Origin of the sequence: Levilactobacillus koreensis JCM 16448 (assembly GCF_001435525.1) — a bacterium.
In the GTDB taxonomy this organism is placed as follows: Bacteria; Bacillota; Bacilli; order Lactobacillales; family Lactobacillaceae; genus Levilactobacillus; species Levilactobacillus koreensis.
The window spans coordinates 110813-125358 of sequence record NZ_AZDP01000102.1 but is presented as its reverse complement, the minus strand read 5'-3'; the positions used below and the strand labels follow the sequence as shown (position 1 = coordinate 125358).

Sequence of the window (14546 nt, the reverse complement as noted above, 5' to 3'; positions counted from 1 at the left end):
TTGGCGGGGAACGATTTTTATGGGTGAAGGTTTCCACGATAAATCGTCACCCCATGTTGGACTGTGTAAACGTTTAATTGATAAATTCAATCATATAATTAACGATTATCCGTGCATAACTAATTTCAAAGGTTTACAATGATGATTAAATAAATGAGAAATGGGATGATTTTGATGTGTACGAGTTTGACCTATGAAAACAGTCGTGGTGACCATTTTTTGGCCCGGACCATGGACTTTGCCTTCGAATTAGGTGGTCAGCCCATCTTTATGCCGCGCAACCAAAAGATTCAAGGGGATGCCGGTGAGTTTACCACCAAGTACGGGTTTGTCGGTGCTGGGAGAGATCTTAGTCATTATATGTTTGTGGATGGGGTCAATGAGTATGGCCTCGGGGCCGCGGCATTGTACTTCTCGGCGTACGCTAAATATGCTAAGAAAGCGCCAGCGGATAAGTTAGGTCTGGCGCCCCATGACGTGACGGCGTGGGTCTTGGGAAATGCGAAGAGCGTTGCCGACTTACGCGAACAGGTCAAGCACATTCAAATTCTGGATATCCCAGTTGCTTTGTTAGGGTTAACAACGCCCTTACACTTTATTTTTAGCGACCCAACCGGTGATACAGCCGTGTTGGAAGCAACGAGTGAAGACCTCCACTTGATCGATGATCCAGTGGGAGTCATGGCGAACTCGCCACAATTGAGCTGGCACTTGCAAAACCTAAGTACTTACGGGACCTTGACGGCAGAAGAGCGACCGCTTCACGACTACATGGGCTTTGATCTGACGACGCAGGGACCGGGGACCGGAGCTCTCGGGTTACCTGGGGATTACACGTCGCCGTCGCGGTTTGTTCGAACCGTCTTTAATCGCCACTTCAGCAATCCGACCCCGGACGTTCCAAGCACATTGAACCTGTTACAGCACCTGCTCGACGGCGTTACGATTCCCAAGGGAGTCAAGCTAAAGGCCGATGGTCATAGCGATTATACGCAGTATCGTGGTTATATGAGCCTCGAAGAACGGGCTTATTACATGGAACCTTACGATAACCTCGAATTACAGGGTGTCAAGATTACCGATGAAATGTTGACGGATTGGGACACCCCCGTTGAGTATCCGTTGGATCACAAGCCCCATGTTCATCAGTTAAATTAGGGCGGGTGTCGATGAAAATGATGATGCAAAAAAGTTTTGCTGAATTAAGTACTCAAGAGTTATTTCAAATTTATCAGTTACGGGTAGCCGTTTTTGTTGTGGAGCAGAATTGTGCCTATCAGGAGGTCGATGAGCTTGATCTGATGGCGCAGCATCTTCTGCGCTACGATGATGCCGGCAACTTGATTGCCTATGCTCGGCTCATGGATGAAGGGCAACAGGTTCGGATCGGTCGAGTGGTCGTGGCACAAGCAGCACGAAAGCACGGTGCAGGTCGCACCCTAGTGTCTGCCGCGATTCATGCGGCACGGACCACTTATCCGGCGGCTAATCAAATTGTGATTCAGGCCCAAGCTTATCTGCAGAAATTTTACGCTTCGTTTGGATTTCAGCCGGTCAGTGAGGTTTATTTGGATACGGGAATTCCGCACCTAGATATGATCTTACCGGTGAATAATAATTAATGTGCCTGACTAATTTCAGGACAATCAAAACGAGTCTGGGACAAAATCCCAGACTCGTTTTGGTTTCGCTAAATTTATATTGCTGAAACGTGAGATAAAAGGCAGTCAATGAGCCTTTCGTTCCACTCGCTTTTCTGCTTACCGTCGTTGATTGGCAACGAAGATAAAGTTATTGATTAATTTAGAAGGGGTTCCTAGGGCAATGACCGCTCGAAGGGGCATGTTCAGGAACATCCGGTCTTTCAAGGCCAGTGATTCACCATTTTCGTCAGTGTCGACGAATGGATTGCCACTGTTATCGCCGTTGGCTTGCGGTGTGATGATGGTCTCTTTAAAGATCTTCAGCAGTTCTGGATCTTGAATGATCGTTGACAGGTAAGTCTCACTCGTGACGGGCGCCGGCGAGTTCTTGAAATCCATGGTGAGCTTCGTCTGCAGGCGCATATCGCGAGAGGATTCACCAATCATGATTTCATAGTCTCCAGAGTCGGCTTGCCACCGGTGGTTACGTTCGCACCACCAGCTGAAGTCGCGACGTTCTAGCTTTAATGTGACCGGTTCGGTCTTGCCGGGTTCTACCATGATCTTCGTGAATGCCCGTAATTCCTTCGTTGGCATTGGTGCATGAGATGCGTGGTTGGCCACATAGAGTTGTGGAACCGCTTGACCAGCGCAGTCGCCAGTGTTGGTCACATCGAAGGTCACGGTTGCCCCGCGTTCGCTTTGGTCGATTGCCAGATTGGTATATTCAAAACTGGTATAGCTCAGGCCGTGACCAAATGGGAAGAGAACGTGCATTTCATGCGTATCGTAATAACGGTAGCCCATGAAGATGCCCTCGGAGTAATATTCGTGATGTGGGTCTTGACCAAAGGTTGGTGACATTGGCGTATCGGTCAACTTCAACGGGAAGGTCTCGGCTAAGTGACCAGAAGGGTTGACGGCACCAGTGATAATATCCCAGGTGGCTTCACCCACACCTTCACCAGCCAAATAAGTTTCGACGACGGCCGCGATATTTTGAATCCAAGGCATTTCGACCGCGGAGCCGTTTTGGAGGACGACCGTTGTGTGGGCGTTCACCTTGGACAAACTACCGATGAGATCCGTTTGGTTTTCGGGGAGCATCAACGATGACTTGTCGAAGCCTTCAGATTCGGCGCTTGCGGGATAACCAGCGAAAATGATGACGTGATCCGCCGTTTTAGCAGCCTTTAGAGCCGTTTGAACTAAGCTGTCGTCCGTCTCGCTTTGGTCAATTCGGTAACCAGGATAGTAGTCGGCGCTCAAACCACTCTTCTTCAGGGCAGCTAATGGTGTGACTAGATCGCTGGGGTTAACGTGGGAACTGCCGGCACCCTGGTAACGGGGATGGTCGGCCAATTCACCGATGACGACCACTTTACCGGCGTGATCCGGTGTCAGTGGCAATTCCTGCTGATGATTCTTGAGCAGAACGATGCCATCGTCAGCCAATTTCCGAGCAAATTGGTGGTGCGCGGCATGGTCGTACTTACCGGGCTTAGGTGCTGGTAACCAGTTGTCGACCACGTGGAGCAGGTGACGAACGGATTTGTTCAGCGTGCCTTCGTCCAGTTCACCGGTCTCGACGGCGCGAATGATCTCGTCCACAGAAGCTTGTCCCTTACCCGGCATTTCCAAGTCCAGGCCGGCGCGTAATGCAGCGGGGTGGTCAGCAACCGCCCCCCAGTCAGACATGACGGCGCCATGGAAGCCCCATTCGTCGCGTAAAATCCGGCGTAACAGGCGTGAGTTTTGTGAGTTCAGGGTGCCATTGATCTTGTTATAAGACGTCATGACGGTCGCAGGTAAGGCCGCTTTAATAATAATTTCAAACGTGCGTAAGTAGAGTTCACGCAGCGTCCGTTGTGACATGTCACTAGAAGCCGTGAACCGTTGATTTTCCCGGTTGTTGGCAGCGAAATGCTTAACGGAAACCCCGACGTGCTTGGATTGTACCCCTTGAACGTAGGCACTACCCAGTTTGCCGGCAACTAGGGGATCTTCGGAGAAGTATTCGAAATTCCGACCACCCAGTGGGGAGCGCTTCAGGTTGACCCCAGGTCCCAGCAATAAGCTGACCTGCTCAGCCCGAGCTTCTTCACCTAGGTGTTCACCCAGTTGGCGCAGCAGCGGTTGGTTCCAAGTGCTGGCGTTTAAGGCCGCACTTGGATAGGTGATTGCCGTGACCGCGGCATTAATGTCGTTGGCCCCAGCGCTCGAATCCTGTTTCCGTAACCCCGAGGGGCCGTCCGTCATCATCAAAGCGGGAATATCTAAGCGGTTAATTGCAGCGGTATACCAATTGTTTTTACCCGAAAGTAAAGCCGCCTTTTCTGGTAGCGTGAGTGCAGCAAGCGTTCGTTCGATGTCCATACGTTCAAATCCTTTCTACTCGTTCATTATTTCTAGTATACCGTTTTCATTGCGGAGATGTTAGCGGTTCGCGAATATCTTGAAAGATAGATTGTGGGAATGGTCGCGCTGCGGCTGCCAGAAATTCCACCCGCTATGGGGAACACCTTAAACTTGGGAGAACGCCAGGCTCGTGAAACCATACCAAGACCGCGCGTCTGGGCTGTAGGCCGGCAAGAATCCCAACTAACATCATGGTCACGTCACCACTTAGAACGATTATATTTCCCGGTTGAAAACAAAACTTTTGACAAATGTTTTGAAGTAGGGTAACTTTAATCCTGTGCAATCCAATTAATTACAAAAAGTAAGGAGGAAAAATTACGATGATGATCAACGCAAATCAAATTCAATTCATGTCTGCCGCATGTTGCGAATGTAACGTGTGCTCTTTGCGTTGCTCAAATTCGTGATTTTTCGGCTAAACCGTAGCAATACATAACGACGACTCCGGTTGTCAGTGTAGCGGGTTACCTTTCACGATGCGAGTGAAGGGTAACCCGCTTTTTCTGTACCACGTCACAATTTAGGGATTGCACGCCACTAAATTTGAGAAAAAAGGGAGCATTAAGTTTATGAAGAGATGGACTGGATTTGGATTAATCGCTGCAGTGATCGCTATGAGCCTGGGGTTAGCAGCTTGTGGCCAATCAACGTCAGCGGCAAAACCTTCGCAGGTGCTCCGGTTACCAGCGACGGCACAGCTAGATACTATTGATCTCGCCAAGGCCACAGGGTACGGCCAGACGGGGAATGTGTTCGAAAGCTTTTATCGGTTAGGCAAGGATGGCAAGGTTGCGCCCGGCCTGGCTGACTCCGCAAAAGTTTCCAAGGATAAAAAGACGTGGACGTTCCACATTCGGGACAACGCCAAGTGGAGTAACGGCGATAAGATTACCGCCCAGGACTTCGTTTACTCTTGGCGGCGGACATTGACACCATCGACCAAGTCGTCTTACATGAATATGTTCTCCGGTATCAAGAACGGGGATAAGATCATTGCTGGCAAGGCGAACCCCGCCACCATTGGCATCAGTGCCAAGAACAAACAGACGGTCGTTATCCAATTAGAGAAGCCCATCGCTTACTTTAAGATTTTAATGGCTTATCCGTTATTTGCCCCCCAAAATGAAAAGGTGATCAACAAATACGGGAAGAAGTATGCCACTAAGTCGCAGTACATGGTGTACAGCGGGCCATTTAAAATTACCAACTGGACAGGGACCGGCAACACCTGGTCCTTCGTCAAGAACAGCCAGTACTGGGACAAGCGGGTCGTGAAGCTCCACCAGATCGACTATCAAGTGGTCACGAACCCCCAGACTGGTCTGAGCCTCTATCAAAATAAGAAATTGGACTTCGCTCAACTTTCAAACGAGCAAGTGAAGAATTATAAGAACAATAGTGCCTTTCAGGAATATCCGTACTCCATCGTCATTCACTTGAAGTACAACTTCCAAGACGCCAATAAGGAAAAGCGGCGGATCATGAGCAATCAAAATGTTCGCCAGGCCATCGCCTTGTCCATCAACCGGAGTCAGTTAACGAAGAAGGTTCTGGGGGATGGTTCCGTGACACCAACTGGTTTCGTGGCCAGTGGTTTAGCCCGGGATCCCAAGACGGGTGAAGATTTCGCCAAACAACAGGCCGTGAAGAACACGACGACTTACAACCCAACGTTAGCCAAGCAGAAATGGGCGGCTGGCTTGAAGCAGTTAGGGATTAAGAAGGTTGATCTGAGCATCATGGCCGGCAACGATGACGTAGCGGCCAGTACCGTGACCCAGTACCTGAAGAGTGCACTGGAGAAGAATCTGAAAGGCTTCAACCTGACGATTCAAAACGTCCCAGCATCCGTTGCCCAGTCACGTTCGACCAGCGGTGACTTTGACTTGTACCTGTCACACTGGGGGGCCGACTTCAATGACCCAATCTCCTTCCTGCAAATTCCAGTCAGCTCAAACTCGTTGAACTATGGCAAATGGTCAAGTAAGGCTTATGATAAAATGATTGCTAAGGCGCAGAACCAGGATGCCGGCAACGATGAAGCTCGCTGGCAGGATATGGTACAGGCGGCTAAGCTGATCAATAAGACTCAGAGCTTTACGCCCCTTTACCAAGCGAACTACGCTTACCTCCAGCGGACCGACGTGAAGGGAATTATTCACAACACGGCTGGGACACAGTGGAGTTATAAGTACGCTTATATCAAGTAGGGTGTGAGATGGGCAAGATAGGGGCGCCAAATGGTGCGACGCGCCTGAGCCCATATCTGCCAACCTCTCGGCTTACATTGCGGGGCGTATGGGACCGTAGTTAGTTCGAAACGGCATCAATTCATTTTGAGCCAATAACTAAAACTCGATGCATTGCTGGTCCGTGGGCAGATTCAAAGGGACTGGTAGTGGGTGGCGTGCAGTGATTTCTGAATTTTATCGCAACTCAGACGGTCCCCACCACAAGTAGTCTCGGTGGGGACCGTCCTTTTGTTTGGCAAAAGTCTTTGCTATAGTAGATAGAGAGCTAGCGAAGGACGTGACGAAACATGGCAATTGGACCAAACGATGGCCAGCAATGGGATACGGATGGTGTGCAGGAATACCACACTTACTTTGGGACGCCAACGCATGATGACCACGTGTTGTTTGAGCTGTTAACGGTAGGTGTCTTTCAAGTTGGCCTGAGTTGGCAGGCGGCAGCTAGCAAATTGCCCGTCTATCGCCGCGTCTTTGCGGGGATGGACCCACAGTGAGTGGCTGGATTTGAGCTAGAAATCGACGGCGACCACATTGCGCAGGACCCGGCGATGATTCGTAACGGGCGAAAGATTCGCGCGACCATTCAAAATGCGCGGGCACTGTTACAAGTTCAGCGGGAGTTTGGTAGCTTTGCGGACTATCTCTGGGCCTTCGTCAACGGCACGCCGCTCCTCTTGCCAGCGGTCACTCGCGATGAACTCGTCAATCAGGCGACACTGGGCTCGGCGGTCGCAAAAGATCTTAAACGGCGCGGCTTCAAGTTCGTCGGTCCGGTGGTCACGCACATGTTCTTGCTGGCCGCAGGTATCTTGAGGGAACAGGTATTAGATGACTAATTGGTCGCGGCCAAAAATGAACGGCTAGCCTTTGATTTTTGCCAGTCGAGCAGACGGTTATGTGAAATTTGAGTGAGAAATTTGGCTTGACTGAAACCAATTTAGTTGTTACGCTAGTGGTCAAATCCCGATTTGGCGGGCCTCAATATAAAATAATTTATATCAATTCCCGCTTGACACCGGATTAAAGTTGCATTAGACTTACTGATAAATTAAGCGATTGAAAACAATGTGATCAGGAGAGTAACCACCGTTACCGGTTTAAAGAGAGCCCACGATTTGCTGCAAGGGGGTAACCAACGACGGGGTGAAGATGGCCTGAAATGAATTGGCACTGCTAAGTCCTAGCGATGAGGTGGTGATGACTGGCACTCATTATCGTGCACGCACTTTAAAGGCGTAAGCTGGCGAGTGTTAATGAGGAGCTGGGCATCTTTTTAGCCTAACTTAAATTAGAATGGTACCACGACAAAGTTCGTTTCTATTAATTTAGGAGCGGACTTTTTCTTTTGGTCACTATTTTCAATTGTGGCGTTTCGTATTGAGGATTGATTTAAAAATTAGGGATATCAAAGGGGTTTTTAAGAATGAAGAAATCATTTAAACATTTTAGCTGGCTCTTATTATTGTTGATTCCATTATTGATTGTTGCTGGTTGTGGCAAGTCTGCTTCCAAGACGACCACGGTTAAGGTGGGAATCATGGGGACCGATGAAGAAATCTGGAAACCGATTCAAAAGAAGTTGGCTAAGGAGAACATCACCATCAAATTGACGACGTTTACCGATTACAACCAGCCAAACGCCGCACTTTCTAACCATGAAATCGACATGAACTCGTTCCAACACACCTACTTCCTGGATGCTTGGAACAAGGCCCACAAGTCGAACTTGGTCGGCATTGCCAACACCTACTTAGCACCACTGCGGTTGTACTCCAAGAAGATTACCAAGGTTTCTCAAATCAAGAAGGGTGACCAGATCACCATTCCTAACGATTCCACTAACGAAGGCCGGGCCTTACATTTACTGGAATCCGCTGGCTTGATCAAGGTCGATCCTAAGGTCACGTTGCCAACCCCAAAGAACATCACGCAAAACAAGTTGAATCTGAAGATTACGCCATTGGATGCTGCACAGACGCCTCGTTCGTTATCTGACGCAACCGCAGCGGTCATCAACAACGAATTTGCCGCTAGTGCTAAGCTGAACGCTAAGAAGGCGCTGTTCCAAGAAAAGGTCAACAAGGATTCCAAGCCATACATCAACATCTTAGCCGTTAACAAGTCTGACAAGAACAAGGCTGTTTTCAAGAAGATCATCAAGGCTTACCAGACTGAAGCAACCAAGAAGAACATTCAAAAAGCTTACGATGGCTTGTCTATTCCAGCTTGGAACTTGAAATTAAAGTAAACGAAATTGCCGGCATTGGCGAGTAAGGAGAATGAAGTTAGTGACTAACGAAGCGATTATTCAATTAAAAGATATCGACGTAACCTTCCATAATAAGGGGCAAACCGTTGAAGCCGTTAAAAAGGTTTCGTTGACGGTCAACCGGGGTGACATCTATGGCGTCGTCGGCTATTCCGGAGCGGGGAAAAGTACGCTCGTGCGAGTAATCAATCGGCTCCAGAAGCCAACTGCCGGTAGCGTCGACGTGAACGGTCAAGACATCTTGGCACTGAACTCCCATGATCTACGGGAAGCACGGACCAAAATTGGCATGATCTTTCAACACTTTAACCTGATGAATTCCCGGACGATTGCGGACAACGTTGACTATCCTTTAAAGGGTGGCAAGTTGTCGCGGACGGAGCGTAAGGAAAAGGTGGCCCATTTGCTCGACCTGGTTGGGTTGACGGAAAAGGCCACGGATTACCCGGCACAACTGTCCGGTGGCCAAAAGCAACGGGTCGCCATTGCACGGGCGTTGGCCAACGATCCCGAAATTCTGATCAGTGATGAAGCCACGAGTGCGTTGGACCCGAAGACGACGTCAGCTATTTTGGAGTTGTTGAAGCGGCTGAACAAAGAGTTGGGGTTAACGGTGGTCTTGATCACCCACGAAATGGAAGCCGTCAAGGAGATTTGTAACAAGGTGGCCGTCATGGAAGATGGCGAAATCATCGAATGTGGCGACTTGGTGACGATTTTCAGTCAGCCTAAACAACCGCTGACCAAGGATTTCATCAACACCGCGACGCAGATCAATCAGGCGTTGGAAAAGATCTATCGTCAGGCTAGTACGTTGGGTCTGGACGACCATCATCAACTGGTTCAGCTCCAGTACGTGGGGGCAACGACCGATGCACCGCTGATCACCGAGTTGTACAAACGGTATGAAGTGGTTTCCAACATCCTATATGGGAACGTCGAAATTTTACAAGATACGCCGTTGGGGAACCTGATCGTGGTCATGACTGGGGAACCCGACAAGCTGAAAGCGGCTTGGCAGTACTGTCAGGACGCCGGAATTACCATTACACATTTAAAGCCAAAGAAACCGGGGGTGGCCTAAGTTGGGTTGGTTCGCAAAGTATTTTCCAAACGCAGTGACGATGAAGAGCGACTTCATCCAAGCAACGGGTGAGACGCTGTACATGACGGCCATCACCGCAATTATTGCCGGGATTCTGGGAATGGCAATTGGGATTGGGTTGATTGTGACCCAACCCGGGGGCATTCTGGAAAATCGGATTATTTATAACGTGTTAGATAAGTTCGTCAACCTGTTCCGGTCGATTCCATTCGTAATCTTGCTGGCGATCATTGCGCCAGTGACCCGGATCATTGTGGGCACGGCGATTGGGACGACCGCGGCCATCGTGCCGTTGGTCATTGGTTCCGCACCGTTTTATGCGCGGCAGATTCAAAATGCCCTGGCCGAAGTTGACCATGGTGTGATTGAGGCTGCTGAATCGGTAGGTTCTGGTCCCATCGCGATTATCTTCCGGGTTTACCTCAAGGAAGGTTTGGCGGACATCATCCGCTCTTCCGTCCTAACGTTGATCAGCCTGATCGACTTGACCGCCATGGCCGGTGCCATCGGTGGTGGGGGCTTAGGGAATCTGGCCGTCAACATTGGGTACAACCGATTCCAAACGGACGTGATCTTCCTTGCCATGCTGATTATCTTAGTCATCGTCTTTCTCATTCAATTGGTGGGTGACTGGTTGGCACGCCGGGTCGATCATACAGCGTAATTTAGCTTGATAGTTCAAAGTAAAGGTTGAAAGATGAAATACCTATCTCACCCCATTATCGGCAAGGATTCGCACCATTACGATAGTGTGAAATTGCCGCACTGCGGCTGCCAGGGATTCCGCCAGCCAACAGTACCTCCACGGCTGGCTGCATCCCTGTCCTCCTCCGGCTCTGACTGTGCTTTACCACGACAACAGTCGGAAGACTTGGAGATTTAGCGTTTTCGGTCCAATCGATAACGACTGTTACAGTCATTATCTCCATCGTCTACGCACACTGTGTAAGCCGAGAGGTCGGCAGATATGGGCTCAGGCGCGTCGTTCTGCTTGGTCGGCGTTTCTTGCCGGCTTAGCAGAAAACCAACCTTGTAGACTCGGTTCTTTCGAGGCTTCAAGTTGTGTTCGCCCCGATCCAGCCCATATCTGCCGGCCGGTAAGGCGAAGGGCCCACCAGGTTGCCTAGTTTTAGTCTCACCAGTCTGTGTTAGTTTTGGTGAGGTAGCCACTGAGTTTGAATGATTGTAGAGTAGTGATTGTGACCCGTGGGTTGCGGTCACTATTTTATTTATAAGATGGATGGGTTTACGAGCTTACGCCGGACGGCTATACTCAATAGAGATGAAGTAAAGTGGGAGCAGCCCAAGTGGTTGCTCCCATTTGTGATGAAAAGGTGTCTAAGTGGCTAAATAGAAAATGGGCCGATTAGATAGGGCCTGGATTCGTTTAAAATGTAACGCAAAAAAGTTTTAAAATTTAGACATTTTGCCGCTAGATTCTAATGATTATCCGGTAAAATAGAAAAATTATGGACGAGCTAAACGAGCTGACTTTTCCAATCTGTGACCGACTATTTGCGGTTGAAAGTTATTGGTCATAGGAAAGTTGACATGAGATTAGTTAGTCAACTATTTTATTAATCATAAGCTAGCATGACAAGGGTCGAGGCTTGTTGCAGCTGGAATTGATCTGAGCCAGAGTGCGGTTCACCACTTATGCTCATTAAATTTAAAATGCATACCGTCACTGTCGGTATGGGAGAGAAAGGATTTATCGAGTTTTGAAGAATATTGGGGCACCGACGGAGAACGTCATGAAGGGTATCTTTTGGGCCACCGTTGCATCGGCCATGTTTGGCGTTTCCGGAACGGTTTTACAGTTTATTTCGCAGGGGCAGAATATTCCCACCAGTTGGTTTTTATCCGCTAGAACGATGGGTGCTGGCGTTATTTTACTGATCATCAGTTTTATTTTGTATGGTAAGAAAACGTTCGCTGTTTTCCATAGCTGGCGCGAGATTTTTTGGATCGTCACCTACGCGCTCATCGGATTGGGCGCTAATTTACTGACCTTTTACATTGCAGTACAGAGCGGAAATGCGGCATCTGCGACCATTCTTCAGTACTTGAGTCCTTTATTTATTGTTCTAGGAAGTCTATTATTTAAGCATGAGCGACCATTACGAAGTGATTTAATTGCTTTTGTCGTGGCGCTGATTGGGGTCATCCTCGCCATCACGCGGGGAAATATCGAACAACTTGCCATTCCGCTGGATTCCTTACTTTGGGGAATCGGGTCTGGGATTACGGCGGCCTGCTACGTGGTCTTGCCACGGGCCCTCGTTCGGGATTACGGTCACGCGCCCATTACCGTGTTGGGGTGGGGAACGTTCATTGCGGGGGTCGTGTTTAACCTCTACCACCCCGTATTTATGAACATGCCACCGATTACGGGGACGCTGATTGGCTCAATGTCGACGGTGATCATCGTTGGGACAATTCTGCCATTCTCGTTACTGCTCTACAGTAGTCACTTTGCGCCCTCCGACGTGATTAGTATCGTCGACGCCACGCAACCGGTGGTCACCTTTATCTTATCGATTTTATTTTTGAGTTTAAAAATTTCAATTGCGGAAGTGATCGGGTCGGCACTGGTCATCGTGGCCATTTATCTGCTGCAACAGGGACGCCGTAAAATTGAAACGCAATTTGAGAAACAATAGGAAGTGACAATATGACGACTTTTGATTGGGTACGACACGGCCAGACGCAGGCCAACGTGGATCAGGTCATGCAAGGGCAGCTAGATAGTGCCGTCACACATTTAACGGTAACTGGGCTCCAACAAGCAGAGCGGGTCGCGCAATGGTTGCGTGGGCGGTCGTACGATCAAATCGTCAGCAGTCCGCTTCACCGGGCCCGCCAAACGACGGCGGCACTAACCGAGGTGTTAACGTTAACGCCGCAGTTCGATGACCGTCTTATGGAGGCGGCCTATGGCGAATGGACTGGCGAAAACTTCGTCGGTTTGCGCGAACAGCGGCCACAAGATTTCGACGCGGTCACGGGGGAAGCCTTGCCCAACGTGCTGAGTGCAGTTGGTGGTGAGTCTTATTTGGCGATTCAACGACGGGTCGGTCAGTGGCTGGCCGAGGAAGTGGTCGACCATCCCAATGATCATATCTTAGTGGTCAGTCATGGCCTTACCATCAAAGCTACGGCCCTGTTGATGCTAGGGGCGCCAGCGACCACGGCGTTGCCGGAACCGGCCAACACCAGCGTGACGCAGATGATGATTGATCCCGCTACGGGTCAGCGCTATTTGACGGCTTATGGGGTCACACCAAAATTAATTTAGAAGTTGAAAAAAGAGCCTGGGAATTGATCCCAGACTCTTTTTTAGGTTGAAACAGCCGGTTACTTCTTGAGGTTCTCTTCAACGTAAGCCCGAACTTCATCGTCAGACTTAGCATCGATTTCCTTCATAGAAGCTTCAGATTCATCGGTGTTGTGACCATTGGATTCCATAAAATGATCCCACAATGCGTCACGAACAGGCATATCCTGATCGGACCAGTCGAATACATCCTTCATAATTTCATCCAATAAAGCAGTCTTAAATACAACAGCCATAACCAATTACCTCCAAAATGAAAATTGGGGTCAGCGGTATCTGTTTTTGGCATGTGCCACCGGCTTCAACTTTTATGGTAGTCCTTTTATGGGGAAATGGTAAATATTTCGTTGCCAATATTGGTTGAAATCGTTGACGACCTTACTAAAAACCGGCAGAATGGGTGGAGAGAACGTCAATCAAGACGGCTGAAAGTGAGGACTTAACATGGATTACCGGGTATTGGGTAAAACAGGGTTTAACATTAGTGAAGTTTCCTTAGGAACGTGGCAGCTTGGCTCGAAGTGGGGCGACCCCTTCGATGAAAATGATGCCCAAAACACGTTGGCTGCGGCTTACGATGCGGGCGTTAATTTCTTTGACACGGCTGATATTTATCAAGATGGCCACAGTGAACGGGCTTTAGCCAAGTTCATTAAGGGCAAACAGGATAAGGTCTTTGTTTCGACTAAAATTGGCCGGAAGCTAGACCCCCACGTTGCCAGCGGTTACACGGCCGAAAACTTAACGAAGTTCGTTGAGGAGAGTCTGACCAACTTGGATGTCGATGCACTGGACAATGTGTTGTTGCACTGCCCACCAACTCCCGTTTACTACACCCCAGAGGTCTTCTTCACCCTTGATCAACTAAAAAAAGCGGGGAAGATCAAAAATTACGGCGTCAGTGTTGAGCGGGTCGAGGAAGCCATGAAGGCGTTAGACTACGATATTTCTGCCGTTGAAATTATCTACAACATGTTCCGGTTACGGCCAGCCGACAACTTCTTCAAGATGGCCAAGGACCATAACGTTGGGATCATTGCGCGGGTGCCATTGGCTAGTGGTTTGTTGAGCGGAAAGTACACGTTGGATACGACGTTTGGTAAGGAAGATCACCGGACGTTCAACCGGCACGGTGAGGCCTTCGATCAGGGAGAAACCTTCTCCGGTGTGGATTATGCGACCGGGGTCAAGGCAGCCGATGAGCTAAAGGAACGGTTAGGTGCTGGCAATCAACTGGCCCAAATGGCATTGCGCTACATTCTGATGGCCGATGCCGTCAGCACGGTGATTCCAGGTGCTTCCAAGCCAGAACAGATTACCCGTAACGTTGCGGCGGCCGACTTACCGGCCTTTACGGCGGAGCAAATGGCTGTTGTGCGTGACGTTTACGACAAGTACATTAAGAATCCGGTGCAGTATCGCTGGTAACACGAAGGTTAGCTTGAGACGATTGCACTGCGGTGGTCAGGAATTCTTACGATGATAATCTAAAGGTTGAAAGATGAAATACCTGTCTCGC

Annotated in this window: 11 protein-coding genes and 1 pseudogene; 10 read left to right on the top strand and 2 right to left on the bottom strand. The window is 49.3% G+C overall.

Features of this window, described 5'->3' with window-relative positions; all coding sequences use genetic code 11:
* The first annotated feature begins 174 nt into the window (after nucleotides 1–174).
* Together FC99_RS09265 and FC99_RS09260 are read left to right on the top strand one after the other, a co-directional pair.
* Nucleotides 175–1158 (top strand): choloylglycine hydrolase family protein, encoded by a 984-nt coding sequence (locus tag FC99_RS09265; RefSeq protein WP_048736361.1) that lies wholly within the window; start codon nucleotides 175–177, stop codon nucleotides 1156–1158.
* An 11-nt stretch (nucleotides 1159–1169) separates the two neighbouring features.
* A complete protein-coding gene (locus FC99_RS09260) occupies nucleotides 1170–1622 on the top strand; it encodes a GNAT family N-acetyltransferase (RefSeq protein WP_048734854.1) in 453 nt (150 codons plus the stop codon).
* A 138-nt stretch (nucleotides 1623–1760) separates the two neighbouring features.
* Here the strand turns inward: FC99_RS09260 and FC99_RS09255 are convergent, their stop codons facing one another.
* On the bottom strand, nucleotides 1761–4019 hold the full coding sequence (locus FC99_RS09255) for a glycoside hydrolase family 3 C-terminal domain-containing protein (RefSeq protein ID WP_048734856.1): 2259 nt from the start codon (nucleotides 4017–4019) through the stop codon (nucleotides 1761–1763).
* A 614-nt stretch (nucleotides 4020–4633) separates the two neighbouring features.
* Here FC99_RS09255 and FC99_RS09250 point away from each other — a divergent pair.
* From FC99_RS09250 to FC99_RS09220, 7 genes and pseudogenes are all read left to right on the top strand, one after another.
* Entirely contained in the window at nucleotides 4634–6274 is a 1641-nt protein-coding gene (locus tag FC99_RS09250) for a peptide ABC transporter substrate-binding protein (RefSeq protein ID WP_048734858.1), read from the top strand.
* Nucleotides 6275–6603: 329 nt separating this feature from the next.
* Nucleotides 6604–7152, top strand: a pseudogene (locus FC99_RS09245) (DNA-3-methyladenine glycosylase I).
* Nucleotides 7153–7739: 587 nt separating this feature from the next.
* The gene (locus FC99_RS09240; RefSeq protein WP_048734861.1) at nucleotides 7740–8564 is read left to right on the top strand and encodes a MetQ/NlpA family ABC transporter substrate-binding protein; all 825 of its coding nucleotides are present in this window, start codon (nucleotides 7740–7742) and stop codon (nucleotides 8562–8564) included.
* A gap of 31 nt (nucleotides 8565–8595) precedes the next feature.
* A complete protein-coding gene (locus FC99_RS09235) occupies nucleotides 8596–9669 on the top strand; it encodes a methionine ABC transporter ATP-binding protein (RefSeq protein ID WP_053083552.1) in 1074 nt (357 codons plus the stop codon).
* 40 nt (nucleotides 9670–9709) lie between these two features.
* On the top strand, nucleotides 9710–10354 hold the full coding sequence (locus FC99_RS09230; protein ID WP_048736363.1) for a methionine ABC transporter permease: 645 nt from the start codon (nucleotides 9710–9712) through the stop codon (nucleotides 10352–10354).
* A gap of 1090 nt (nucleotides 10355–11444) precedes the next feature.
* Nucleotides 11445–12353, top strand: coding sequence for a DMT family transporter (locus FC99_RS09225; protein ID WP_048736365.1), 909 nt, complete (start codon nucleotides 11445–11447; stop codon nucleotides 12351–12353).
* Between the two features lie 11 nt (nucleotides 12354–12364).
* Complete coding sequence (locus FC99_RS09220) at nucleotides 12365–12988, top strand: histidine phosphatase family protein (RefSeq protein WP_048734864.1); 624 nt, start codon at nucleotides 12365–12367, stop codon at nucleotides 12986–12988.
* A gap of 59 nt (nucleotides 12989–13047) precedes the next feature.
* Here FC99_RS09220 and FC99_RS09215 read toward each other — a convergent pair whose 3' ends face one another.
* Nucleotides 13048–13263 (bottom strand): P8 family protein, encoded by a 216-nt coding sequence (locus tag FC99_RS09215; RefSeq protein ID WP_048734867.1) that lies wholly within the window; start codon nucleotides 13261–13263, stop codon nucleotides 13048–13050.
* 208 nt (nucleotides 13264–13471) lie between these two features.
* On the opposite strand from FC99_RS09215, the gene FC99_RS09210 reads away from it, so the two are divergent.
* Nucleotides 13472–14455: an aldo/keto reductase gene (locus FC99_RS09210; protein WP_048734871.1), complete on the top strand. Its 984-nt coding sequence runs from the start codon at nucleotides 13472–13474 to the stop codon at nucleotides 14453–14455.
* The last annotated feature ends 91 nt before the right edge of the window (nucleotides 14456–14546 follow it).

Coding starts and splice junctions, on each gene's coding strand:
- FC99_RS09265 (WP_048736361.1), top strand. CDS start 175: ATGTGTACGAGTTTGACCTATGAAAACAGTCGTGGTGACCATTTTTTG.
- FC99_RS09260 (WP_048734854.1), top strand. CDS start 1,170: ATGAAAATGATGATGCAAAAAAGTTTTGCTGAATTAAGTACTCAAGAG.
- FC99_RS09255 (WP_048734856.1), bottom strand. CDS start 4,019: ATGGACATCGAACGAACGCTTGCTGCACTCACGCTACCAGAAAAGGCG.
- FC99_RS09250 (WP_048734858.1), top strand. CDS start 4,634: ATGAAGAGATGGACTGGATTTGGATTAATCGCTGCAGTGATCGCTATG.
- FC99_RS09240 (WP_048734861.1), top strand. CDS start 7,740: ATGAAGAAATCATTTAAACATTTTAGCTGGCTCTTATTATTGTTGATT.
- FC99_RS09235 (WP_053083552.1), top strand. CDS start 8,596: ATGAAGTTAGTGACTAACGAAGCGATTATTCAATTAAAAGATATCGAC.
- FC99_RS09230 (WP_048736363.1), top strand. CDS start 9,710: ATGAAGAGCGACTTCATCCAAGCAACGGGTGAGACGCTGTACATGACG.
- FC99_RS09225 (WP_048736365.1), top strand. CDS start 11,445: ATGAAGGGTATCTTTTGGGCCACCGTTGCATCGGCCATGTTTGGCGTT.
- FC99_RS09220 (WP_048734864.1), top strand. CDS start 12,365: ATGACGACTTTTGATTGGGTACGACACGGCCAGACGCAGGCCAACGTG.
- FC99_RS09215 (WP_048734867.1), bottom strand. CDS start 13,263: ATGGCTGTTGTATTTAAGACTGCTTTATTGGATGAAATTATGAAGGAT.
- FC99_RS09210 (WP_048734871.1), top strand. CDS start 13,472: ATGGATTACCGGGTATTGGGTAAAACAGGGTTTAACATTAGTGAAGTT.